The sequence below is a fragment of the Pantoea sp. Cy-640 genome, assembly GCF_011752635.1.
GTDB classification, from domain to species: domain Bacteria; phylum Pseudomonadota; class Gammaproteobacteria; order Enterobacterales; family Enterobacteriaceae; genus Pantoea; species Pantoea dispersa.
In genome coordinates this window covers 54,022-76,741 of sequence record NZ_VWXB01000008.1, presented here as the reverse complement: position 1 = coordinate 76,741, position 22,720 = coordinate 54,022, and the positions used below count along the sequence as shown (strand labels likewise).

The window sequence follows — 22,720 nt, the reverse complement described above, 5'->3', positions numbered from 1 at the left end:
CTGCGCAGACCAATAAAGTTATCCAGGGGAGAGCCGATACTTGCCACTGAGATGCTATTTGCAGGCACTCAATACCAACCAGGAAAACACCATGGTGATGAAGAATTTGAGTCATCGGCTGCCTTTTTCTCCCGAACTTGAGCAACAACAGGAAACCCGTCTCTACTGGCAGCAGTGCCAACGGTGCTACACTTTCCAGCCGATTTACCAGGTTTCTGGCCGCTTACTGGCTATTGAACTGCTTACCGCCGTGGTGCATCCCGCCGCACCTGAGCAAAACGTGTCACCCGAAGACTATTTCGAGGCGCTGACCATTGCCCAGCGTCTCGACATCGTCCAGGAGCAGCTTGAACTGTTATTACAGTGGGCTTCCTTCTTCAGCCAGCGCCAGCTGGTGGCCTCCGTCAATATTGATGGGCCCACGTTACTGGCCATTCAGCAGCATGCGCCCGTGCGCGCGCTGATCGTCCAGCTGCCGTGGGTGCGCTTCGAACTGACCGAACATCACGCGCTGCCGCAGGAAGAGATGGTGGCGCAGATGCCGGAGCTGGGCCCGCTGTGGCTGGATGACTTTGGGTCCGGCATGGCCAACTTCTCCGCGCTGACCGAACTGCGCTACGACTACATCAAGCTTTCGCGCGAGCTGTTTATTCTGCTGCGCGCCAGTGATGAAGGGCGCTCGCTGTTCTCCATGCTGCTGGCGCTGATCAACCGTTACTGTAACGGCGTGATCGTCGAAGGCGTGGAAAACGAGGAGGAGTGGCAGCAGGTACGCAACTCGCCCGCCATGGCCGCACAGGGCTATTATTTTTCACGTCCGCTGCCGTTTAACCAGCTGGAAAACCTGGTACTTGAGCTTCCGTAATTCCGTTCTGCCGCGTCTCGACTATCTTTAAGGAGACGTGAAAGGGCAAGGAGGAGGCAAAATGTCGCGTACAGGAAAAATAATTAGCTGGGTGGTCGGGATTTTATTGTTGCTGGTTGTGGTGGTCGTGGTGATTATCGCCACCTTTGACTGGAACCGCCTGAAGCCAACCATCAACCAGAAAGTCTCGGCAGAACTGAACCGACCGTTCGCTATTCGCGGCGATCTTGGCGTTGCCTGGGTGCGCAATCGCGAAGAGCCAGGCTGGCGCAGCTGGGTGCCGTGGCCGCAGGTGCACGCTGACGATGTTATGCTCGGTAATCCGCCCAGCGTGCCGGAAGTGACAATGGTGCATTTGCAGCGGGTGGAAGCCACGCTGGCGCCGCTGGCGCTGCTGCACAAAGAGATTTACCTGCCGTGGATTAAGATGCAGCAGCCGGATGCGCGACTGGTGCAGACCGCCGATAAGAAAAATAACTGGACTTTCAACCTCGCCAGCAGCGAAAACAGCGACCCCAACGCGCCGCCTTCGGCATGGTCATTCCGCCTTGATAATATCCTGTTCGATCAAGGACAGCTGCGCTATCGCGACGCCATCAACAAAGCCGATGTCACGGTGAAGATCAATCCGCTGGGTAAACCGGTGCCGTACGCGCAGGTCGCGGGCGGTAACGACCAGCAAAAAGGGGCCGGCGATTTTGTGTTTGGCTGGCAGGCGAGCGGGACCTACAACAACCAGAAACTCGATGGCGACGGTAAGATTGGCGGTATGTTGTCGCTGCGCAGCAAAACCACGCCGTTCCCGTTGCAGCTCGACGTACGCAATGGCACCACACGTGTGCGCGTGGATGGCACCCTGCAGGATCCGCTCAATCTCGGCGGGCTGGATGTGCGGCTGCGCTTCTCCGGCGACACGCTGGCAAATCTGTACGGCTTAACCGGCGTGCTGCTGCCGGACACGCCACCGTATGAAACTGACGGCCACCTGATTGCGCGTTTCAACGAAGAGAAAGGGCCGCTGTTCCGCTACGAAAAATTCAACGGTCATATTGGTGACAGCGATATTCACGGTTCGCTCAGCTACCGTCAGGGCAAACCGCGCCCGACGCTGAGCGGCGAGCTGACGTCGAACCAGCTGCGTATGGCGGACCTTGGGCCGCTGATTGGGGTTAACTCCGGCAAGGGCAGTGAAAAAACGGCGCAGGCCAAAGCACAGCGTGGTGAGGCCAGCACCCAGCCGGCGGATCGCGTGTTGCCACATGACAAGTTCGATACCAAAAACTGGGATGTGATGGACGCTGACGTGAAGTTCAGCGGCAAGCGTATCGAGCACAGCAGCAAGCTGCCGCTCAGCGATCTCTATACCCATCTGCAGCTGAAAAATGGCGACCTGCTGCTGGATCCGCTGCGCTTCGGCATGGCCGGCGGCAGCATTAATTCGACCATCCATCTGGAGGGCGATCGCTCACCGATGCGCGGCCGCGCCGACCTGCATGCGCGCAAGCTGCAACTGCGTCAGCTGTTCCCGGATGTCACCGCCATGCAGCGTAGTCTCGGCCAGCTCAACGGGGATGCCAGCCTGACCGGCACCGGCAATTCGGTGGCCGACCTGCTGGGCACCAGCAATGGCGAGCTGAAACTGTTGATGAACGATGGCCTGATCAGTCGCAGCCTGATGGAGATTGCCGGGCTGAACGTCGGTAACTATGTGGTGGGTAAACTGTTTGGCGACGATGAGGTGCGCATCAACTGTGCCGCGACCGACCTGAATATCCGTCAGGGACTGGCGACGCCGCGGCTGTTCGTGTTTGATACCGAGAACGCGGTGATTAACGTTACCGGCAACGCTAACTTTGCTAATGAGCGACTGGATCTGTCGATCAATCCGGAGAGCAAGGGCATTCGTATCATTACGCTGCGTTCGCCGCTGTATGTGCGCGGCACCTTCAAAAACCCGGATGCCGGAGTCAAAGCCGGTCCGCTGCTGGCGCGTGGTGCCGCAGCCGTCGCGCTGGGGGCAGTGGTCGCGCCGGCGGCCGCACTGCTGGCGTTGATTTCACCAAGCGACACCGATGATAATCAGTGCAGCAACGTGCTCCAGCAGATGAAAAGCAAAAAGTGATCAGTTACGCCACAGCACTTTGATGATGTGGTAGCCAAAAGCGGTTTTCACCGGTCCGTAAGGTTGCAGCAGCGGGCAGGTGAACACCGCTTTATCAAACGCCGGCACCATCTGCCCTTTGCGAAACTCTCCCAGATCGCCCCCGTTACGCCCGGACGGGCAGGTCGAGTGTTTTTTTGCCAGTTGCTGAAAATTCGCGCCTTTTTCCAGCTGCGCCAGCAGCGCTTTCGCCTGAGCTTCCTGTTTCACCAGGATATGTAAAGCCGCCGCGGTTTTCGCCATGATGGTGTTCCCGTTATGTATAATGTGCGACGCATTATAGCGTAGTGCGCTTCAGTTGTAGGGTCGCCATTGATGGCGACCTTTGCGCTCAGGTGCGCATTAATGCGCACCCTACGGCGCGATGTAAATCTTCCTGTCTGATTAAATTGAGTGATGTTTTTCTATGCGTCTTAATCCCGGCCAACAACGTGCTGTCGAATTTGTCACCGGTCCCTGTCTGGTGCTGGCCGGTGCGGGTTCCGGTAAAACCCGCGTGATCACCAATAAAATCGCCCATCTGATCCGTGAATGCGGCTATCAGGCGCGCCATATCGCGGCGGTGACCTTCACCAACAAGGCGTCGCGCGAGATGAAAGAACGTGTGGCGCAAACGCTGGGACGCAAAGAGGCGCGCGGCCTGATGATCTCAACCTTCCACACGCTGGGCCTGGAGATCATCAAGCGCGAGTACAAGGCGCTCGGCATGAAATCGACCTTCTCGCTGTTCGACGATCAGGATCAGCTGGCGCTGCTTAAGGACCTGACCAAACAGTGGCTGGAAGAAGATAAAACCCTGTTGCAGCAGCTGATTTCTACCATCTCCAACTGGAAAAACGACCTCGTCGATCCGCAGGGCGCGGCCGGCCTCGCCAAATCACAGCGCGACCAGATTTTTGCCCACTGCTACGCGCTGTACGATCAGCATCTGAAAGCCTGCAACGTGCTGGATTTCGACGATCTGATTCTGCTGCCGACCCTGCTGCTGCAGCGGAATCAGGAGGTGCGCGAACGCTGGCAACAGCGCATCCGCTATCTGCTGGTGGATGAGTATCAGGACACCAACACCAGCCAGTATGAGCTGGTGAAGTTGCTGGTCGGTGCCCGGGCGCGCTTTACCGTGGTCGGCGATGACGATCAGTCTATCTACTCGTGGCGCGGCGCGCGGCCGCAGAACCTGGTGCTGCTGAAAGAGGATTTCCCGGCGCTGGAAGTGGTGAAGCTGGAGCAGAACTACCGCTCGACGCAGCGTATTCTTAAATGCGCCAATATCCTCATCGCCAACAATCCGCACGTGTTTGAAAAGCGACTGTTCTCTGAGCTGGGCGAGGGCAGCGAGCTGAAAGTGCTGAGCGCCAACAACGAAGATCACGAAGCTGAGCGCGTGGCGGGCGAGCTGATTGCCCATCACTTTATTAATAAAACCCAGTACAAAGATTACGCGATTCTTTATCGCGGTAACCATCAGTCGCGCGTGTTTGAAAAGCTGCTGATGCAAAACCGTATTCCTTATCGCATCTCCGGCGGCACGTCGTTTTTCTCGCGGCCGGAAATCAAAGACTTGCTGGCCTATCTGCGCGTGCTGACCAATCCGGAAGATGACAGCGCGTTTCTGCGCATCGTGAACACGCCACGCCGCGAGATCGGCCCCGCGACGCTGCAGAAGCTGGGTGAGTGGGCCAATCTGCGCAACAAAAGCCTGTTTAACGCCAGCTTTGATATGGGGCTGGAACAGACGCTTTCCGGGCGCGGGCTGGAGCATCTGCAGCGCTTTACCCACTGGCTGAATGAAATCGTTCAGCTCACCGAGCGTGAACCGGTGAATGCGGTGCGCGACCTGATTCGCGGCATCGACTACGAAAGCTGGCTGTTCGAAACCTCCCCCAGCCCGAAAGCGGCGGAAATGCGCATGAAGAACGTCAATACGCTGTTTCAGTGGATGACCGAAATGCTGGAGGGCGACGAACTTAACGAGCCGATGACGCTGGCGCAGGTGGTGACGCGTTTTACCCTGCGCGACATGATGGAGCGCGGCGAGAGCGATGAAGAGCTCGATCAGGTCCAGCTGATGACGCTGCACGCCTCGAAAGGCCTGGAGTTCCCCTATGTCTATCTGGTGGGCATGGAAGAGGGGCTGCTGCCGCATCAGAGCAGTATCGATGAGAACAACATCGAAGAGGAGCGTCGCCTGGCCTACGTGGGCATCACCCGCGCGCAGAAAGAGCTGACTTTTACCCTGTGCCGCGAGCGCCGTCAGTACGGCGAGCTGGTACGTCCGGAACCAAGCCGCTTCCTGCTGGAATTGCCGCAGGATGATGTGGCGTGGGAGCGTGAGAAAAAGGTGATCAGCGCCGAAGAGCGGGTAAAAACCGGGCAAACGCGCGTCGCCGGCTTACGTGCGATGCTGGAGAATGCGAAGAAGGGGTAATGGTTTCGTCACAGCCGGCAAGCCTGGCCTCTGGCGAAAATCGTTGCGCGCGCCGCAGAGGCAAAGCGCCCGGCAAAGCAAACTTCACTCGCGTAAAAGCGCAGTTGCCGGGCGTTTTTCAATGCAGCAGCAGGTTCGATCAGGAAATCGTCAGCAGCCAGTGCACATACGACTGGTAATGGCTCTCCTGCTCCAGCAGCTCGGCGCGCAGCGGATGCGCAGCCAGCCAGCCTGCGGGCAGCGTCAGATGCAGCGCATCATCATCCGCCTGCAGACGCACCGCCGGCAGCGTGTCGTCGCGCCGCCGGCTGGAGAAGATAATGGCCAGCCGCAGCAGACGGCTCAGCCGCTCTGCCATGCGCGGTGGCACGGCGTTTTGCTGCGTCAGCAGCGCCAGATCAATGCTGCCGCTCTGGTTCTGCAGCAGGCAGGCCAGCATTTTTTTCTGTGCGGGGGTGAAACCAGGAAGATCGAGATGGCGAATCAGATACGCGGCGTGCTGCGGTGCCTGGCGGAAATCGACGCTCAGGCCGATTTCGTGGATTGAACAGGCGCTGAGGAGTAAATCGCGACATCGCTGATCCAGCTTCCAGCTGCTGCTCACCTGACGGAAAAAGCTCTCTGCCAGCTGGCGCACGCGGCCCGCCTGCTCAATATCAATGGCGAAACGACGCTGAACGTTCTGCAGCGTGCGGCTGCGAATATCGCGGTCAATCGGCAGATGCAGCATGCCGTACACCAGCCCTTCGCGCAGTGCGCCGCCGGCCAGCGTCATGCTCTCAATGCTCAGCTCGTGGAAAATGGCGATCAGAATCGACAGGCCGCTGGGAAACACCAGCGCACGCTCCAGCGTCAGCCCTTCAATCTCCAGCTCCTCCAGCTTGCCGCACTGAATGGCACGCTGCTTAAGCTGCTGCAGTTTGCTCAGGGTGATGCGCTCATCCATGCCCTGCGCCACCATGATCTCCTGCAGCGCCTGGACGGTGCCGGACGCGCCCACGCAAATCTGCCAGCCTTTCTCTCGCAGTGCCGGCGCAATCGGACGGATCATTTCACGTGCGGCCTGTTCGGCCTGGGCGAAGTTCTCTTTGGCGAGATGACGATCGCTGAAGAAGCGCTCCAGCCAGGTCACACAGCCCATCGACAGGCTAAACAGCGTAGTGGCATGCGCACCTTCGCCGGTCACCAGCTCGGTGCTGCCGCCGCCGATATCGACCACCAGCCGCTGGTCAGAGCCGCCGGTGGTGTGCGCAACACCCTGATAGATCAGGCGCGCTTCTTCCTCGCCGCTGATGACGTTCACCGCGCAGCCGAGAATCTGTTCCGCCTGAGTCAGGAAATCCTGCGCGTTGCTGGCAATGCGCAGCGTGGCGGTTGCCACCACGCGGATTTGTTCCGGGGGAATGTCCTGCAACTGTTCGGAGAACAGACGCAGGCACTGCCAGCCGCGCTGCATCGCCTCAGCCGAGAGATGGTTGGCCGCATCAAGACCTGCCGCCAGACGCACCTTGCGTTTAATTCGCGCGACGGTCTGAATACTGCCGGACACTTCGCGCACCACCAACATATGAAAGCTGTTAGAACCTAAATCAATCGCAGCATAAAGTGACGATGCGCTTAGCATGTGTGCTTAACCCGAACGTTTACGGTTGTTGTTGCGCGGGGCACCGCCGCGACGGTTGCTGTTGTTGCCACCGCGACGTGGACCGTTGCCCGAGCGGTTACGCTGCAGGCGTTTCGGTGGCGGCAGGTCGCTCAGCAGGGCGTCGCTGTTGTACTTGCTCACCGGAATACCGTGACCGATGTACTCTTCAATCGCCGGCAGGTTAAGCGCGTACTCTTCACAGGCCAGGCTGATGGAGTGACCGCTGGCGCCAGCACGACCGGTACGGCCAATGCGGTGCACATAATCTTCGCGATCGTCCGGCAGGTCGTAGTTGAAGACGTGCGTAACTGCCGGGATGTGCAGGCCGCGCGCGGCGACGTCGGTGGCAACGAGGATATCCACATCACCTTTGGTGAAGTCGTCCAGAATGCGCAGGCGTTTTTTCTGCGCCACGTCGCCGGTCAGCAGGCCCACGCGGTGACCATCGGCAGCCAGGTGGCCCCAGATATCTTCACAGCGGTGCTTGGTGTTGGCGAAGACGATGGCGCGATCCGGCCACTCTTCTTCCAGCAGGGTCTGCAGCAGACGCATCTTCTCTTCGTTCGAAGGGTAGAACAGCTCTTCTTTAATGCGGTGGCCGGTTTTCTGCTCGGGCTCAACTTCAACGTATTCGGCGTTGTTCATGTGCTCGAACGCCAGTTCACGTACGCGATAAGAAAGCGTGGCCGAGAACAGCATACTCAGGCGCTGGGTGGCCGGCGGCATGCGGCGGAACAGCCAGCGAATGTCTTTAATGAAGCCCAGATCGAACATGCGATCCGCTTCATCCAGTACCACGACCTGAATGGCGCCGAGGTTGATGTGATTTTGTTTGGCGTAGTCAATCAGGCGTCCGGTGGTGCCCACCAGAATATCGACGCCGTCTGCCAGCACTTTCAGTTGCTTGTCATAGCCGTCGCCGCCATAGGCAAGGCCCAGCTTCAGACCGGTGGCCTGCGCCAGCGGCTCGGCATCGGCATGAATCTGCACCGCAAGCTCACGCGTCGGTGCCATGATCAGCGCGCGTGGCTGATTAATCTGGCGGCCTTCAGCTGCAGGGTTAGAAAGAAGATAATGAAACGTTGACGTCAGGAACGCCATCGTTTTGCCGGTACCGGTTTGCGCCTGACCCGCGACATCACGCCCTGAAAGCGCAAAAGGCAACGCGAGCGCCTGAATCGGCGTGCAGTTATGAAAGCCTTTCTTATCAAGGGCTTCCACTACCTGTGGGTGCAGGGCGAAGTCGGAAAACTTCTGTTCTGTTAAGTGTGTTTTGCTCATAGTGTGGTAGAATATCAGCTTACTATCGCTTTACGAAAGCGTATCCGATGAAATAAAGTCAACCTACGTTGGTATATTTTACGCCAATTCGCCAGGCATAATCTTTGGAGTTAAACATGAGCAGCGATAAAATCGTTCACCTGACCGATGACAGTTTCGACACTGACGTGCTGAAAGCCGACGGTGTGACGCTGGTAGATTTCTGGGCTGAATGGTGTGGTCCTTGCAAAATGATCGCCCCGATTCTCGACGAAGTCGCAGAAGAGTACGACGGTAAGCTTACCATCGCCAAGCTGAACATTGATGAAAACCCAGGTACTGCGCCAAAATACGGTATTCGCGGTATCCCGACCCTGCTGCTGTTCAAGAACGGCGAAGTGGCGGCGACCAAAGTGGGTGCGCTGTCTAAAGGTCAGCTGAAAGAGTTCCTGAACGCTAACCTGGCCTAAGCCCGGCGCGGTGTTTGTTCGGCAGTGGTGAATTTTTTCGCCACTGCTGGACGTCTCCCTTCAGGCGTGTTAAGTTGACCTCACTGCATTACGCACTTACCTTGTAGTTTGCATCTAAAGTTTTCCCTTGTCAGACCCAGCTCGCATTGAACGTTTTCGTGGTTTGGCAATCTGACGGCTAGCACATTCGGCATCACCTTTCGACCGTCTCCTCGCTTCCTATCGCCACATCTGACGATAACCGTCGAGCAGCGTTGAAAAAGAGCCATTAACAGGCATGGAATTTTTGCCATACCATTCACGACAAACATTTCGAGAATTACCCCGAGTTTAAGAACCCATCACTATGAATCTTACCGAATTAAAGAATACGCCGGTTTCTGAGCTGATTACTCTCGGCGAAAATATGGGGCTGGAAAACCTGGCGCGTATGCGCAAACAGGACATTATTTTCGCCATCCTGAAACAACACGCGAAGAGCGGCGAAGACATCTTCGGTGATGGTGTGCTGGAGATACTGCAGGATGGATTTGGTTTCCTCCGCTCCGGAGACAGCTCCTACCTCGCCGGTCCCGATGATATCTACGTTTCTCCCAGCCAAATCCGCCGCTTCAACCTCCGCACTGGTGACACCATTTCTGGCAAAATCCGCCCACCGAAAGAAGGTGAACGCTATTTTGCGCTGCTGAAAGTTAACGAAGTTAACTACGACAAGCCAGAAAACGCCCGTAGCAAGATTCTGTTCGAGAACCTGACGCCGCTGCACGCGAACAACCGTCTGCGCATGGAGCGTGGTAACGGTTCGACCGAAGACCTGACGGCGCGCGTGCTGGATCTGGCATCGCCAATCGGTCGTGGTCAGCGTGGTCTGATCGTCGCACCGCCGAAAGCCGGTAAAACCATGCTGCTGCAGAACATCGCGCAGAGCATCGCGTACAACTATCCTGACTGCGTGTTGATGGTGCTGCTGATTGACGAGCGTCCGGAAGAAGTAACCGAAATGCAGCGTCTGGTGAAAGGCGAAGTTATCGCGTCTACCTTTGACGAACCGGCCTCGCGTCACGTGCAGGTTGCAGAGATGGTGATCGAGAAGGCTAAACGCCTGGTCGAGCACAAAAAAGACGTTATCATCCTGCTGGACTCCATCACCCGTCTGGCGCGCGCCTACAACACCGTAGTGCCGGCGTCGGGTAAAGTCCTGACCGGTGGTGTTGACGCCAACGCCCTGCATCGTCCGAAGCGTTTCTTCGGTGCGGCACGTAACGTGGAAGAGGGCGGCAGCCTGACCATCATCGCCACCGCGCTGGTTGATACCGGTTCGAAGATGGACGAAGTGATTTACGAAGAGTTTAAAGGTACAGGTAACATGGAACTGCACCTGTCACGTAAAATCGCTGAGAAGCGCGTGTTCCCGGCTATCGATTACAACCGTTCCGGTACGCGTAAAGAAGAGCTGCTCACCTCTCAGGAAGAGCTGCAGAAGATGTGGATCCTGCGCAAAATCATCCATCCGATGGGTGAAATTGATGCAATGGAGTTCCTCATCAATAAACTGGCAATGACCAAAACCAACGACGAATTCTTCGATATGATGAAACGCTCGTAATCTGTTGCCGCCGGTAACGGCCTGAGCCAGCCGGCTAACGGCACAAATTGCCAGGATTTATGACTAACGCCACGTCTTAACGTGGCGTTTTTCATTTGTGGGCATTAGGATTATGCCTGTCAGGAAGCAGACATATTGACTGAGGCAGCAAAGCGGCGGTTTTTTCAGCAAACGCACGCGCTGCGACAGAATTCAGACCAGGGATATACAGCAATGGCGGGAAAATTGCTTATTGTTGTCCATGATTTTAGCTGAGAGCGTTAACGTGAATTTACTCACTATGAGTACTGAGCTTGGTTTAGTTTTTCTTTTTTCTTTAGCGTTCCTGTTTTTTGCTCGTAAAGCGGCTAAAAAAATTGGGCTTGTGGACACGCCGAATTCCAGAAAACGACACCATGGCGCCATTCCGTTAGTCGGCGGTATCTCCGTGTATGCGGGGATTTGCTTCGCCTTTGCCATCTCAAATTATTATCTGCCGCACGCCGTACTGTACCTCTTCTGCGCCGGGGTACTGGTGCTGGTCGGCGCGCTCGATGACCGCTTTGATATCAGCGTCAAAATCCGTGCCGTGGTTCAGGCGGCGATCGCCATCGTGATGATGGTCGGGGCAAAACTCTATTTACTGAGCCTGGGGTTTATCATTGGTCCGGTCGAGCTGATCGTCGGGCCTTTCGGCTATGTGCTGACGCTGTTCGCGGTATGGGCAGCGATCAATGCTTTCAATATGGTGGACGGTATTGATGGTTTGCTGGGTGGCTTATCCTGCGTCACCTTCGCTGCGATGGGCATCATCCTCTACTTTGACGGACAGACCAGCCTGGCGATGTGGTGCTTTGCGATGATCGCCGCCACCATTCCCTACATTCTGCTTAATCTCGGCTTTTTAGGCCGCCGTTATAAAGTGTTTATGGGTGATGCCGGCAGTACCATGATCGGCTTCACCATCATCTGGATTCTGCTGGAAACGACGCAGGGCCTCAGCCATCCCATCACGCCAGTTACCGCCCTGTGGCTGATTGCTATTCCGCTGATGGACATGGTAGCGATCATGTATCGTCGCCTGCGCAAGGGCATGAGCCCGTTCTCGGCCGATCGTCAGCATATCCATCACCTGATCATGCGGGCCGGTTTTACCTCCCGCCAGGCATTTTTATTGATTACCGTGGCCGCCGCGCTGCTGGCCGGGATCGGTGTGCTTGGCGAATATCTGGCATTTATTCCCGAGTGGGTCATGCTGGCGCTGTTCCTCGCTGCTTTCCTCCTTTACGGTTATTGCTTGAAACATGCATGGCGCGTCGCGCGCAAAATCCGTCGTATCAAACGTCGCTGGCAAAGCAGCGGCGAAGAGAAAAAATAATTACCCAGATAAGTACCCGGATAAGGACACTTTTGTTATGACCTCTGTCGTTGTGGAGAACGAACTGGATGTACGCGGCCTCGGCTGCACGCTGTGGCGCGGCAAAGGCTGGATTATTGGCCTGGCGCTGCTGTTTGCGCTGCTGGCGTGGCTGGCTTCCATGTTAATGAAGCAATCCTGGAGCGCCACGGCGGTGACCGATCGGCCGACGGTGAATATGCTGGGCGCATTCTTTGTGCAGCAGCAGTTCCTCAATAATCTGGATGTGCGCAACGAGACCGTCAGCCTGAATACGCCTGCGCCGACGGTGATGGATGAGGTCTATCAGGAGTTCACCATGCAGCTGGCGTCGTGGGATACGCGTCGCGATTTCTGGCTGCAGACTGATTACTATAAGAGCCGCAAAAGCGGTAATGCGCACAATGATGCCGCGCTGCTCGACGATCTGATCACCAACATTCAGTTCACCCCGGCCGATGCCACTCACAATACGCTGGATAACATTAAGCTGATTGCGGAGACCGCCGGCGACGCCAACAATCTGCTGCGGCAGTACATTGCCTATGCCAGCGAACGCGCCGCGCGCCATCTCAACGATGAGCTCAAAGGTGCGTGGCAGGCGCGCAGCGTGCAGCTGCAGGCGCAGGTCAGTCGTCAGCAGGAAGTGGCACAGGCGGTGTTTGATCGCCGTCGCCAGCGCATCGAGCAGGCGCTGAAAGTGGCCAGCCAGCAGGGCATTAAAGAGAACCGCGCGCCGGTCAGCGGTGAAGCGCTGCCGGACAGCGATCGCTTCCTGCTGGGGCAGCAGATGCTGCAGGCGCAGCTGGATACCCTGCAAGCCAGCGGACCTGCTTACGATTTAAGCTATGATCAAAACAGGGCGATGCTCAACACACTGCAGGCCGGACCGCGCCTGGATAAACCGTTCCAGACCTACCGTTATCTGCGCACGCCGGAAGAGCCGGTCAGCCGCGATAGCCCACGTCGTCTGTTTATGATGGTGATGTGGGGCGCGATCGGTGCGCTGGTGGGTGCCGGCGTAGCGCTGGTACGTCGTCCGCGTGCAACATTCGCCAACCGTCACTAAGAGAATCCGCGTGAAAGTTCTGACTGTATTTGGCACGCGCCCTGAAGCGATCAAAATGGCTCCGCTGGTGCAGGCACTGGCGCAGGATGCTGCCTTCGAATCGCGCCTGTGCGTGACGGCACAGCATCGTGAAATGCTTGACCAGGTCCTGCGCCTGTTCCGGCTGCAGCCCGACTATGACCTCAATATTATGCGGCCCGAACAGGGGCTGACCGAGATCACCAGCCGCATTTTGCAGGGCATGAAAACCGTGCTGGCGGACTTCCAGCCGGATGTCGTGCTGGTGCACGGCGATACCACTACCACCTTTGCCGCCAGCCTGGCCGCGTTTTATCATCAGATTCCGGTGGGCCACGTTGAGGCGGGTCTGCGGACCGGTAACCTGATGTCGCCATGGCCGGAGGAGGCCAACCGTACCCTGACCGGCCATCTCGCCAGCTATCACTTCACGCCGACAGAAAATTCGCGGCAAAACCTGCTGCGCGAAAATCTGCCCGACGCGCGCATTTTCGTCACTGGCAATACGGTGATCGATGCGCTGCTGTGGGTACGCGATCGCGTGCTGGATGATGCTGATCTCAACGCTCGCCTGGCGGCGCGTTACCCGTTCCTTGAGGCCGGTAAAAAGCTGATTCTGGTTACCGGCCATCGGCGCGAAAGCTTTGGCGAAGGCTTTGAACGCATCTGCAGCGCGCTGGCGCAGCTGGCGCGTCAGCATCCGCAGCTGCAAATCGTCTATCCGGTGCACCTCAACCCTAACGTCAGCGAGCCGGTGAACCGTATTCTGAGCGGTATCAACAACATCATTCTGATTGAGCCGCAGGAGTACCTGCCGTTTGTCTGGCTGATGAATCGCGCCTGGCTGATTCTTACCGATTCCGGTGGCATCCAGGAAGAGGCGCCGTCGCTGGGCAAACCGGTGCTGGTGATGCGCGAAACCACCGAGCGGCCGGAAGCGGTCGCGGCCGGTACGGTGAAGCTGGTCGGCACCGACGTGAATAAAATTGTTGCTGAAGTCAGCCTGCTATTGCAGGACGACGAGGCGTGGCAGGCGATGAGCCGCGCGCACAATCCGTATGGCGACGGCCATGCCTGCGCGCGCATCCTGCAGGCACTTAAACAACACAGAGTTTAACTATGCGTTTTTCAACCATTTCCGTTATCGGACTGGGCTACATTGGGCTGCCGACGGCAGCCGTTTTTGCGTCGCACGGGAAACAGGTCATCGGCGTGGATATCAATGCGCGCGCGGTGGAAACCATTAATCGCGGCGAAATTCATATCGTCGAGCCTGAGCTGGGCGACGTAGTACGTGCAGCGGTGCACAACGGCAACCTGCGCGCCACCACCCAGCCTGAAGCTGCCGACGCCTTTCTGATTGCCGTGCCGACGCCGTTTGTCGGCGATCATCAGCCGGATCTCAGCTACGTGCAGGCGGCTGCGCTGTCGATTGCGCCGGTGCTGAAGGCCGGCGATCTGGTGATCCTCGAATCAACTTCGCCGGTGGGTGCCACTGAACAGATGGCGCAATGGCTGGCGGCGGCGCGCCCGGATCTGCGCTTCCCGCAGCATGGCGAGCAGCCTGACGTGTTTATCGCTTACTGCCCGGAGCGCGTACTGCCGGGGAAAGTGATGGTCGAGCTGCTGGAAAATGACCGCGTGATTGGCGGCATGACGCCGGCCTGTTCGGCGCGCGCCAGCGAGCTGTATCGCATTTTCCTGCGCGGCGAGTGTGTGGAAACTAACGCGCGCACCGCAGAGATGTGCAAGCTGACGGAAAACAGTTTCCGCGATGTGAACATCGCCTTTGCCAACGAACTGTCGCTGATCTGCGCCGAACAGGGGATCAACGTGTGGGAACTGATTGCGCTGGCGAACCGCCATCCGCGCGTCAATATCCTGCAGCCGGGACCGGGCGTTGGCGGCCACTGCATTGCGGTCGACCCATGGTTTATCGTGGCGCAAAACCCGCAGCAGGCACGGCTGATCCGGACCGCGCGTGAGGTTAACGATGCCAAGCCGGGCTGGGTGCTGGATCAGGTTAAACAGGCGCTGGCCGAGTGCCTGACGGCCAGCGGCAAGCGTGCTACGGACGTGACCATCGCCTGCTTCGGTCTGGCATTCAAACCAAATATCGATGACCTGCGTGAAAGCCCGGCGATGTCGGTGGCGCAGCGTATTGCGGGCTGGCACAGCGGCCGCACCTGGGTGGTCGAGCCGCATGTGGCGGATATTCCGCCGCAGCTCGCCGAACGCGCTACGCTGGTGTCGCTGGCTGATGCCCTGCAACACGCCGACATCCTGGTGATGCTGGTCGATCATGCGCAGTTCCGCGCCGTCACCCCTGAACAGGTGGCGCAGCCGTGGATTGTGGATACCAAAGGAGTCTGGCGATGAAACAGTTTTTAGTCACCGGCGGCGCCGGTTTTATTGGCTCCGCGCTGGTGCGCTTCCTGATTGCCAATACCGACCACCGGGTGGTGGTGGTGGATAAGCTGAGCTATGCCGGCAATCTGGCGTCGCTGGCACCGGTTGAGCAGGATGCACGCTTTGCTTTTGAGCAGGTCGATATCTGCGACCGCGCCGCGCTGGATCGCGTGCTGGCGCAGTACCAGCCGGACTGCATCATGCATCTGGCGGCAGAGAGTCACGTGGACCGCTCGATTGACGGGCCAATCGCCTTTGTCGAAACCAACATTGTCGGCACCTACCAGCTGCTGGAGGCGACGCGCCAGTACTGGAACGGCATGACGGATGAGCGCAAGAAAGGCTTCATCCTGCACCATATCTCCACTGACGAGGTGTTTGGCGATCTGCACGGCACGGAAGATTTCTTTACCGAAACCACGCCGTACGCCCCGAGCAGCCCTTACTCGGCGACCAAAGCCAGCAGCGACCATCTGGTGCGCGCGTGGCTGCGCACCTACGGACTGCCTGTGGTGGTCACCAACTGTTCCAACAACTATGGCCCTTACCATTTTCCGGAAAAACTGATTCCCCTCACCATTATCAATGCGCTGGCCGGTAAGCCGCTGCCGGTGTACGGCAACGGCAGCCAGATTCGTGACTGGCTGTATGTGGAAGATCACGCCCGTGCGCTGTACACCGTAGTCAGCAGCGGCAAAGTGGGCGAGACCTACAACATTGGCGGCCACAATGAGCGGCGCAATATTGAGGTGGTGGAGACGCTGTGTGATTTGCTCGATGAGCTGGCACCGCAACAGCGCGCTGCCGGGCTGAGCAGCTACCGGGAACTGATCACCTTTGTCCACGATCGTCCTGGCCACGACCTGCGCTATGCCATTGATGCCAGTAAAATCGCCCGTGAACTGGGCTGGACGCCGCAGGAAACATTCGACAGCGGCATCCGCAAAACCGTGCAGTGGTATCTGGCCAATCCGCAGTGGTGGCAGGCGATTCTCAACGGCAGTTATCGCGGCGAGCGTCTGGGCTTGGCCACCCCGCGTTAAGCGCGCATGCAGGAGGAGCAACGATGAAAGGTATCATCTTAGCCGGTGGCTCGGGCACGCGCCTGCACCCGATAACCCGGGCGATATCCAAGCAGCTGCTACCGGTGTACGACAAACCGATGATCTACTATCCGCTGTCGGTGCTGATGCTGGCGGGGATTCGCGACATTCTTATTATTACCACGCCGGACGATCGCGCCCATTTTGAGCGGCTGCTGGGGGATGGCAGTGAATTTGGCCTGCAGCTGCAGTATGCCGAGCAGCCGAGCCCGGATGGCCTGGCGCAGGCCTTTATCATCGGTGAATCCTTCATTGGTGACGACAGCTGTTGTCTGGTGCTGGGCGACAATCTCTACTTCGGCCAGGGCTTCAGTCCGAAACTGAAAAAGGTGGCCGCGCGCAGCCACGGTGCCACGGTCTTTGCCTATCAGGTCATGGATCCGGAACGTTTTGGCGTGGTGGAGTTTGATGACGACTTCAACGCGCTGTCGATTGAAGAGAAGCCGCAGCAGCCGAAATCGCGCTGGGCAGTCACCGGCCTCTACTTTTACGACAACCGCGTGGTGGATTTTGCGAAGCAGGTGCAGCCTTCGGCGCGCGGCGAGCTGGAAATTACCGCCATCAACCAGATGTATCTGGAGCAGGGCGAACTGGCGGTAGAGCTGCTGGGGCGCGGCTTTGCCTGGCTGGACACCGGCACCCACGACAGCCTGATTGAGGCCAGCGTGTTCGTGCAAACGGTGGAGAAACGCCAGGGCTTTAAAATTGCCTGCCTCGAAGAGATTGCCTGGCGCAACGGCTGGCTGAGCGACGAGCAGCTGCTGGCAGCGGCACAGGCATTGACCAAAACCGGCTACGGCCAGTATCTGCTGGATATTCTGCATGCCCGTCCGCGTCAGTATTGATCCCCTCGCGTGGGAGAGCGACTTCTTCCGCTGCGCCACGGCGCGGCTGACGCTGGACGGCGATGTGCCGCTGGCCGAGGCGCTGCAGCAGCCTTACACGCTGTGGCAGGTTAAGGTGCCGGCGCAGGACAGCGCGGCGATAGATGCGCTGAGCCAGCACGGTTTTCAGCTGGTGGAAGGCGAAGCGGATCTGGCGATCAATATCAAACGCACCGAACGGCAGACCGGCGTGCGCATCGCGCGCGAAGCGCAGATCCCGCAGCTGCGCGCGGCAGCGGCCCAGGCGTTTAGCCAGAGCCGTTTTCGTGCTCCCTGGTTTGACGCTGAAGACAGCGGCCGCTTCTACGCACAGTGGATTGAGAACGCGGTGCGCGGCACTTTTGATCACCAGTGCCTGATCGCCTGCGACGAGCAGGGCGCGCTGCAGGGGTTCGTCTCCATGCGCGAAGTCGCCGGTGACGCGCGTATCGGTCTGCTGGCGGTGCTGCCGGCGGCGCAGGGTAACGGCGTCGGGCAGCGTTTGCTGCTGGCGGCAGCCGACTGGGGCCGGGTGCGCCAGCTCGAACGTCTGCGGGTCGCAACCCAGCTCAGCAATCTTACGGCGATGCGCCTCTATTTACGCAGCGGTGCCCGGCTGGAAAGCACCGCCTACTGGTTTTACAGGAAAGCCTGATGATCCCATTTAACGCGCCCCCGGTTGTGGGCACCGAAGTTGACTATATGCAGTCGGCGATGGCCAGCGGCAAGCTGTGCGGCGACGGCGGCTTTACCCGGCGCTGTCAGCAGTGGATGGAGCAGCATTTTGGCAGCAAAAAAGTGCTGCTGACGCCCTCGTGCACCGCTTCGCTGGAGATGGCCGCGCTGCTGATCGATATCCAGCCCGGCGATGAAGTGATCATGCCGAGCTACACCTTTGTCTCCACCGCCAACGCCTTCGTGCTACGCGGTGCCACCATTGTGTTCGTCGACGTGCGTCCGGATACGCTGAATATCGACGAAACGCAGATTGAAGCAGCAATCACGCCGAAAACGCGCGCCATCGTGCCGGTACATTACGCGGGCGTGGCGTGCGAGATGGATACCATCATGGCGCTGGCGGCGAAACACCAGCTGTATGTGATTGAAGATGGGGCGCAGGGCGTGATGTCGCAGTACAAAGGGCGCGCGCTGGGCACCATCGGCCATATTGGCTGTTTTAGTTTCCATGAGACGAAAAACTACACCGCCGGCGGTGAAGGCGGCGCCACGCTGATCAACGAGGCGAAACTGATCGAGCGTGCGGAGATCATCCGCGAAAAAGGCACCAACCGCAGCCAGTTCTTCCGCGGACAGGTGGATAAATATACCTGGCGCGATATTGGTTCCAGCTACCTGATGGCGGATTTGCAGGCGGCTTATCTGTGGGCGCAGCTGGAAGCGGCGGAACGCATCAACCAGCAGCGTCTGCGCCTGTGGCAAAACTATTACGACGCGCTGCAGCCGCTGGCGGCCAGCGGGCGCATTGCGTTACCGGCGGTGCCGGCCAGCTGCCGTCACAACGCCCACATGTTCTATCTCAAATTGCGCGATAGCGAGGATCGCCAGGCGCTGATTAACTGGATGAAGGAAGCGGAGATCCTCACCGTGTTCCACTATATCCCGCTGCACTCCTCACCGGCCGGCGCGCGTTTTGGCCGCTTCCACGGTACGGATGCGTTCACTACGCGCGAGAGCGAGCGCCTGCTGCGGCTGCCGCTGTTCTACAACCTGTCGGACAACAACCAGCGTACGGTAATCAGTTCGCTGCTGAGCTTCTTTGCCTGATGTCGTTAGCCAGAGCCTCAGTGTGGACCGCCTCGTCCACGCTGGTAAAAATTGTCGCTGGCCTGCTGGTGGTGAAACTGCTGGCGGTGAGCTTCGGCCCCGAGGGCGTCGGCCAGGCGGGTAACTTTCGCCAGCTGATTACCGTGCTCGGCGTGCTGGCCGGCGCGGGTATCTTCAACGGCGTAACCACCTATGTCGCGCAGTTCCGCCAGCAGCCGGCACAGCTGCGCGCCGTGACCGGCACCGCGTCAGCAATGGTGCTGGGGTTTTCCACGCTGCTGGCGCTGCTGTTTCTGCTGGCGGCGGAGCCCATCAGCCGGGCGCTGTTTGGTCACGCCGCCTGGCAAAACGTGGTGCGTATCGTCGCCTTTTTGCAGCTGGGCATTGCCTGGGCCAACCTGACACTGGCGCTGCTGAAAGGTTTTCGCGATGCGCGCGGTAACGCGCTGGCGCTGATCGCCGGCAGCCTGATCGGCGTGGTGGGTTATGTGCTGTGCTGGTGGCTGGGTGGCTATGCCGGTGCGCTGGTCGGGCTGGCGCTGGTGCCGGCGCTGCTGGTCGGGCCGGCGCTGTGGATGCTGCGACGCCACCGCGAGGAACTGCCGCTGCGCTGGCTGATGCCGCAGTGGCAGCCGGCGCTGGCGCGTAATCTGGCCAAATTTACCCTGATGGCGCTGATGACGGCCGTGACCCTGCCGGTAGCCTGGGTGATGATGCGTAATTTGCTGGCGCAGCAGCAGGGCTGGGCGCAGGTCGGGCTGTGGCAGGGCGTCACCAGCATCTCCGATGCGTATCTGCAATTTATCACCGCCACGTTCAGCGTCTGGCTGCTGCCAACGCTGGCGCGGCTGGAGCATAAAGCTGACATCGCGCGCGAAATTGGCCGTGCGCTGCGCTTTGTGTTGCCGGCGGTGGCGGCGGCCAGCTTTTGCGTCTGGCTGCTGCGCGATGTCGCCATCTGGCTGCTGTTTTCCCCGCAGTTCAGCGCCATGCGCGATCTTTTTGTCTGGCAGTTGTGCGGTGACGTCTTTAAAGTAGGCGCCTATGTTTTCGGATACCTGGTGATCGCCAAAGCCTCACTGCGCTTTTATATTCTCACGGAAATCAGCCAGTTTGTGCTGCTGGCCGCCTTTGCGCACTGGCTGATCCCACTGCACGGAACGGCGGGCGCGGCGCAGGCTTACATGGCGACCTACGTGCTCTACTTTGCCCTTTGCTGTGGCGCTTTCTTGATTTATTGCCGGAAAAAATGACGCTATTTCACGTGCTGGGCTCCGATATCCCGCATCACAATCACACGCTGCTGCGCTTCTTTAACGACGTCATGAGCGTTGAAGCGCCAGCCGACGCGCCGCGTCAGTTTATGGTGGTGTCGGCCGCGCCGGATACCCTGCTGGCCTATCCTCAGCTGCAGATCGACGTGTATCCCAGTAAACGCGCGCTGGCGCAGGCGGTGATCGCACGCGCCGCCGATCGCCGTCAGCGCTTCTTCTTTCACGGCCAGTTCAATCCGCGCCTGTGGCTGGCACTGCTCAGCGGCAAGCTGCGGCGACAGCAGGCGTTCTGGCACGTCTGGGGCGCCGATCTCTACGAAGAGGGCGCCGGGCTGAAGTACCGCCTGTTTTATCTGCTGCGGCGTATCGCCCAGGGGCGCATGGCGCAGGTGTTTGCCACGCGCGGCGATCTGCACTTTTTCCAGCAGCGCCATCCGCGCGTACCCACTTCGCTGCTCTATTTTCCAACGCGTATGCCGGAGGCTGCGATACCCGCACCTGCCGCCAGCGACAGCTTTACCATTCTGCTCGGCAACTCGGGCGATCGCAGCAACCGGCACATTGAAGGATTGCAGGCGATTCGCCGCCAGTTTGGTGAGCAGGTTAACGTGGTGATCCCGCTCGGTTATCCGGCCAGCAACTATGAGTACATCGATGAGATTGATGCTGCCGCGCAGCGCCTGTTTCCGCGCGGCCAGGTGACGCTGCTGCGCGACAAAATCGACTTCACTGCCTATCTGCAATTGCTGAGTCGCTGTCAGCTCGGTTATTTTATGTTCGAGCGTCAGCAGGGCATTGGTACGCTGTGCCTGCTGATTCAGGCCGGCATTCCGTTTGTGGTCAACCGTAAGAATCCGTTCTGGCGTGACCTGAGCGAGCAGGGGCTGCCGGTGTTATTTAGCGCTGATGCGCTGGATCGCACGCGCGTGGCGGAGGCGCAGCGTCAGCTGGCGCAGTGCGATCGTTCCGCTATCGCCTTTTTTGCTCCGGGCTATCTGGCGGGATGGCGCCACGCGCTGGCGGAGAGTGAAAGGGAGTCAACATGAGCCTGCTGCAGTTTAGTGGTCTGCTGGTGGTGTATCTGTTTTCGCTGGGCTTTATTCTGACGCTGACCTGGCGCGAATTTAAACGGGTGCGTTTTAATTTCCACCTGTTCTTTACTCTGCTGTTTTTACTGACCTTTTACTTTGGCTTCCCGCTGACCAGCGTGCTGGTATTCCGCTTTAACGTCAGCGTGGTGCCGGCAGACTATCTGCTGCAGGCGCTGCTGGCCGCCACCAGTTTCTACGCCATCTATTACATCAGCTACAAAGTGCGGCTGCGGCCTGTGCAGGCGGCGCCGCGCAAACCCTGGCTGACGATGAACCGGGTGGAAACCCATCTGACCTGCCTGCTGCTGGCGCTGGTGGCGGTGGGAACCGTCACGGTGTTCTTTATGCATAACGGCCTGCTGCTGTTCCGGCTGTCGGCCTATAACCAGATCTTCTCCAGTGAAGTGTCCGGCGTGGCGCTCAAGCGTTTTTTCTACTTCTTCATTCCGGCGATGCTGATCCGCTATTTCCTTAATCCTACCCAGCGCCAGTGGCTGCTGTTTTTGCTGATCACGGTGGCGTTTGGTCTGCTGACCTATGCGCTGGTGGGCGGGACGCGCGCCAATATCATCATCGCCTTTGCGCTGTTCCTGTTCATCGGCATTACGCGCGGCTGGATTACGCTGTGGATGCTGGTGGGGGCCGGCGTGATGGCGATTGGCGGCATGTTCTGGCTGGCGCTGCGTCGTTACAATCTCGACGTGGTAGGCGATGAAGCGTTTTATACGTTTCTCTATCTGACGCGCGACACCTTTTCGCCGTGGGAAAACCTTGCGCTGCTGCTGCAGAATTACGACAAAATCGATTTTCAGGGGCTGGCCCCGATCTGGCGTGATTTCTACGTGTTTATCCCGGGCTGGCTGTGGCCGGATCGGCCATCGATGGTGCTCAACAGCGCTAACTATTTCACCTGGGAAGTGCTGAATAACCACTCCGGGCTGGCGATTTCACCTACGTTGCTCGGTTCGCTGCTGATCATGGGCGGCGCAGGTTTTATTCCCCTTGGGGCGATAGCGGTCGGGCTGTTGATGAAAGGGTTTGATTCTCTCTACCAGCAGGGGCGCGAAGCCGGCAACCGCTACAGCGGTGCCATTTTGCAAAGCTTCTGCTTTGGCGCGGTGTTCAATATGATCGTGCTGGCGCGCGAAGGGCTGGATGCATTCGGCTCGCGCGTGGTGTTCTTTTGCCTGATTTTCGCCGCCTGCGTTGGGCTGGCGAAGTTACTTTTCTGGCTGTTAGCGCGTGCCGGGCTGATTCGTCCGCGCGCGGAGCCAGTTTTATCGCGCTCTGCTTAACCT

General features: G+C 58.7%; 19 protein-coding genes. 16 read left to right on the top strand and 3 right to left on the bottom strand.

The window, feature by feature from the left end; translation table 11 throughout:
- The first annotated feature begins 91 nt into the window (after positions 1-91).
- On the top strand, positions 92-865 hold the full coding sequence (pdeH, locus tag F3J36_RS18435; RefSeq protein ID WP_166720216.1) for a cyclic-guanylate-specific phosphodiesterase: 774 nt from the start codon (positions 92-94) through the stop codon (positions 863-865).
- A 61-nt stretch (positions 866-926) separates the two neighbouring features.
- Positions 927-2,987 (top strand): AsmA family protein, encoded by a 2,061-nt coding sequence (locus F3J36_RS18430; protein WP_058775505.1) that lies wholly within the window; start codon positions 927-929, stop codon positions 2,985-2,987.
- Here F3J36_RS18430 and ppiC read toward each other — a convergent pair whose 3' ends face one another.
- The gene (gene ppiC, locus F3J36_RS18425; RefSeq protein WP_058758095.1) at positions 2,988-3,269 is read right to left on the bottom strand and encodes a peptidylprolyl isomerase PpiC; all 282 of its coding nucleotides are present in this window, start codon (positions 3,267-3,269) and stop codon (positions 2,988-2,990) included.
- A 163-nt stretch (positions 3,270-3,432) separates the two neighbouring features.
- Here ppiC and rep point away from each other — a divergent pair, with 163 nt between their 5' ends.
- The gene (gene rep / locus F3J36_RS18420) at positions 3,433-5,454 is read left to right on the top strand and encodes a DNA helicase Rep (protein WP_058758096.1); all 2,022 of its coding nucleotides are present in this window, start codon (positions 3,433-3,435) and stop codon (positions 5,452-5,454) included.
- A 139-nt stretch (positions 5,455-5,593) separates the two neighbouring features.
- Here the strand turns inward: rep and ppx are convergent, their stop codons facing one another.
- Both ppx and rhlB read right to left on the bottom strand, forming a co-directional pair.
- A complete protein-coding gene (gene ppx, locus F3J36_RS18415; RefSeq protein WP_088516567.1) occupies positions 5,594-7,078 on the bottom strand; it encodes an exopolyphosphatase in 1,485 nt (494 codons plus the stop codon).
- Positions 7,079-7,084: 6 nt separating this feature from the next.
- The gene (gene rhlB / locus F3J36_RS18410; protein ID WP_166720215.1) at positions 7,085-8,380 is read right to left on the bottom strand and encodes an ATP-dependent RNA helicase RhlB; all 1,296 of its coding nucleotides are present in this window, start codon (positions 8,378-8,380) and stop codon (positions 7,085-7,087) included.
- Positions 8,381-8,496: 116 nt separating this feature from the next.
- Between rhlB and trxA the strand changes: the two genes are divergently transcribed.
- The 13 genes from trxA to wzyE all read left to right on the top strand — a co-directional run bounded on the left by trxA (position 8,497) and on the right by wzyE (position 22,717).
- Complete coding sequence (gene trxA / locus F3J36_RS18405; protein ID WP_021313352.1) at positions 8,497-8,829, top strand: thioredoxin TrxA; 333 nt, start codon at positions 8,497-8,499, stop codon at positions 8,827-8,829.
- A 346-nt stretch (positions 8,830-9,175) separates the two neighbouring features.
- On the top strand, positions 9,176-10,435 hold the full coding sequence (rho, locus tag F3J36_RS18400) for a transcription termination factor Rho (RefSeq protein WP_021506991.1): 1,260 nt from the start codon (positions 9,176-9,178) through the stop codon (positions 10,433-10,435).
- A gap of 280 nt (positions 10,436-10,715) precedes the next feature.
- Positions 10,716-11,792, top strand: coding sequence for a UDP-N-acetylglucosamine--undecaprenyl-phosphate N-acetylglucosaminephosphotransferase (gene wecA, locus F3J36_RS18395; RefSeq protein WP_021506990.1), 1,077 nt, complete (start codon positions 10,716-10,718; stop codon positions 11,790-11,792).
- 37 nt (positions 11,793-11,829) lie between these two features.
- Positions 11,830-12,879, top strand: coding sequence for an ECA polysaccharide chain length modulation protein (gene wzzE / locus F3J36_RS18390; RefSeq protein WP_021506989.1), 1,050 nt, complete (start codon positions 11,830-11,832; stop codon positions 12,877-12,879).
- A gap of 10 nt (positions 12,880-12,889) precedes the next feature.
- Positions 12,890-14,014 carry a non-hydrolyzing UDP-N-acetylglucosamine 2-epimerase gene (gene wecB, locus F3J36_RS18385; RefSeq protein WP_058758100.1) on the top strand — a complete coding sequence of 375 codons (1,125 nt, stop codon included), beginning with the start codon at positions 12,890-12,892 and terminating at the stop codon, positions 14,012-14,014.
- Positions 14,015-14,016: 2 nt separating this feature from the next.
- Positions 14,017-15,276, top strand: a complete 1,260-nt coding sequence (wecC, locus tag F3J36_RS18380) for a UDP-N-acetyl-D-mannosamine dehydrogenase (protein ID WP_166720214.1) — start codon at positions 14,017-14,019, stop codon at positions 15,274-15,276.
- Positions 15,273-16,349, top strand: coding sequence for a dTDP-glucose 4,6-dehydratase (rffG, locus tag F3J36_RS18375; protein ID WP_166720213.1), 1,077 nt, complete (start codon positions 15,273-15,275; stop codon positions 16,347-16,349). Before wecC ends, rffG begins: the two co-directional genes overlap by 4 nt.
- Before the next feature lie 23 nt (positions 16,350-16,372).
- A complete protein-coding gene (gene rfbA / locus F3J36_RS18370; RefSeq protein ID WP_166720212.1) occupies positions 16,373-17,254 on the top strand; it encodes a glucose-1-phosphate thymidylyltransferase RfbA in 882 nt (293 codons plus the stop codon).
- Entirely contained in the window at positions 17,232-17,927 is a 696-nt protein-coding gene (gene rffC, locus F3J36_RS18365; protein WP_058758102.1) for a dTDP-4-amino-4,6-dideoxy-D-galactose acyltransferase, read from the top strand. Before rfbA ends, rffC begins: the two co-directional genes overlap by 23 nt.
- Positions 17,927-19,057 carry a dTDP-4-amino-4,6-dideoxygalactose transaminase gene (rffA, locus tag F3J36_RS18360; protein ID WP_166720211.1) on the top strand — a complete coding sequence of 377 codons (1,131 nt, stop codon included), beginning with the start codon at positions 17,927-17,929 and terminating at the stop codon, positions 19,055-19,057. Before rffC ends, rffA begins: the two co-directional genes overlap by 1 nt.
- On the top strand, positions 19,057-20,310 hold the full coding sequence (gene wzxE / locus F3J36_RS18355) for a lipid III flippase WzxE (protein ID WP_166720210.1): 1,254 nt from the start codon (positions 19,057-19,059) through the stop codon (positions 20,308-20,310). Before rffA ends, wzxE begins: the two co-directional genes overlap by 1 nt.
- Complete coding sequence (locus F3J36_RS18350) at positions 20,307-21,377, top strand: TDP-N-acetylfucosamine:lipid II N-acetylfucosaminyltransferase (protein WP_058758105.1); 1,071 nt, start codon at positions 20,307-20,309, stop codon at positions 21,375-21,377. The genes wzxE and F3J36_RS18350 overlap by 4 nt, the downstream gene beginning before the upstream one ends.
- On the top strand, positions 21,374-22,717 hold the full coding sequence (gene wzyE / locus F3J36_RS18345; protein ID WP_166720209.1) for an ECA oligosaccharide polymerase: 1,344 nt from the start codon (positions 21,374-21,376) through the stop codon (positions 22,715-22,717). The genes F3J36_RS18350 and wzyE overlap by 4 nt, the downstream gene beginning before the upstream one ends.
- Positions 22,718-22,720: the final 3 nt, after the last annotated feature.

Excerpts from the sequence above, each read along its gene's own strand:
- wecC (WP_166720214.1), top strand. The coding sequence starts at position 14,017 with ATGCGTTTTTCAACCATTTCCGTTATCGGACTGGGCTACATTGGGCTG.
- pdeH (WP_166720216.1), top strand. The coding sequence starts at position 92 with ATGGTGATGAAGAATTTGAGTCATCGGCTGCCTTTTTCTCCCGAACTT.
- F3J36_RS18350 (WP_058758105.1), top strand. The coding sequence starts at position 20,307 with ATGACGCTATTTCACGTGCTGGGCTCCGATATCCCGCATCACAATCAC.
- rfbA (WP_166720212.1), top strand. The coding sequence starts at position 16,373 with ATGAAAGGTATCATCTTAGCCGGTGGCTCGGGCACGCGCCTGCACCCG.
- wecA (WP_021506990.1), top strand. The coding sequence starts at position 10,716 with ATGAGTACTGAGCTTGGTTTAGTTTTTCTTTTTTCTTTAGCGTTCCTG.
- rffG (WP_166720213.1), top strand. The coding sequence starts at position 15,273 with ATGAAACAGTTTTTAGTCACCGGCGGCGCCGGTTTTATTGGCTCCGCG.
- rhlB (WP_166720215.1), bottom strand. The coding sequence starts at position 8,380 with ATGAGCAAAACACACTTAACAGAACAGAAGTTTTCCGACTTCGCCCTG.
- trxA (WP_021313352.1), top strand. The coding sequence starts at position 8,497 with ATGAGCAGCGATAAAATCGTTCACCTGACCGATGACAGTTTCGACACT.
- ppiC (WP_058758095.1), bottom strand. The coding sequence starts at position 3,269 with ATGGCGAAAACCGCGGCGGCTTTACATATCCTGGTGAAACAGGAAGCT.
- wzyE (WP_166720209.1), top strand. The coding sequence starts at position 21,374 with ATGAGCCTGCTGCAGTTTAGTGGTCTGCTGGTGGTGTATCTGTTTTCG.
- rffC (WP_058758102.1), top strand. The coding sequence starts at position 17,232 with ATGCCCGTCCGCGTCAGTATTGATCCCCTCGCGTGGGAGAGCGACTTC.
- wzzE (WP_021506989.1), top strand. The coding sequence starts at position 11,830 with ATGACCTCTGTCGTTGTGGAGAACGAACTGGATGTACGCGGCCTCGGC.
- rffA (WP_166720211.1), top strand. The coding sequence starts at position 17,927 with ATGATCCCATTTAACGCGCCCCCGGTTGTGGGCACCGAAGTTGACTAT.
- wzxE (WP_166720210.1), top strand. The coding sequence starts at position 19,057 with ATGTCGTTAGCCAGAGCCTCAGTGTGGACCGCCTCGTCCACGCTGGTA.
- ppx (WP_088516567.1), bottom strand. The coding sequence starts at position 7,078 with ATGCTAAGCGCATCGTCACTTTATGCTGCGATTGATTTAGGTTCTAAC.
- rep (WP_058758096.1), top strand. The coding sequence starts at position 3,433 with ATGCGTCTTAATCCCGGCCAACAACGTGCTGTCGAATTTGTCACCGGT.
- F3J36_RS18430 (WP_058775505.1), top strand. The coding sequence starts at position 927 with ATGTCGCGTACAGGAAAAATAATTAGCTGGGTGGTCGGGATTTTATTG.
- rho (WP_021506991.1), top strand. The coding sequence starts at position 9,176 with ATGAATCTTACCGAATTAAAGAATACGCCGGTTTCTGAGCTGATTACT.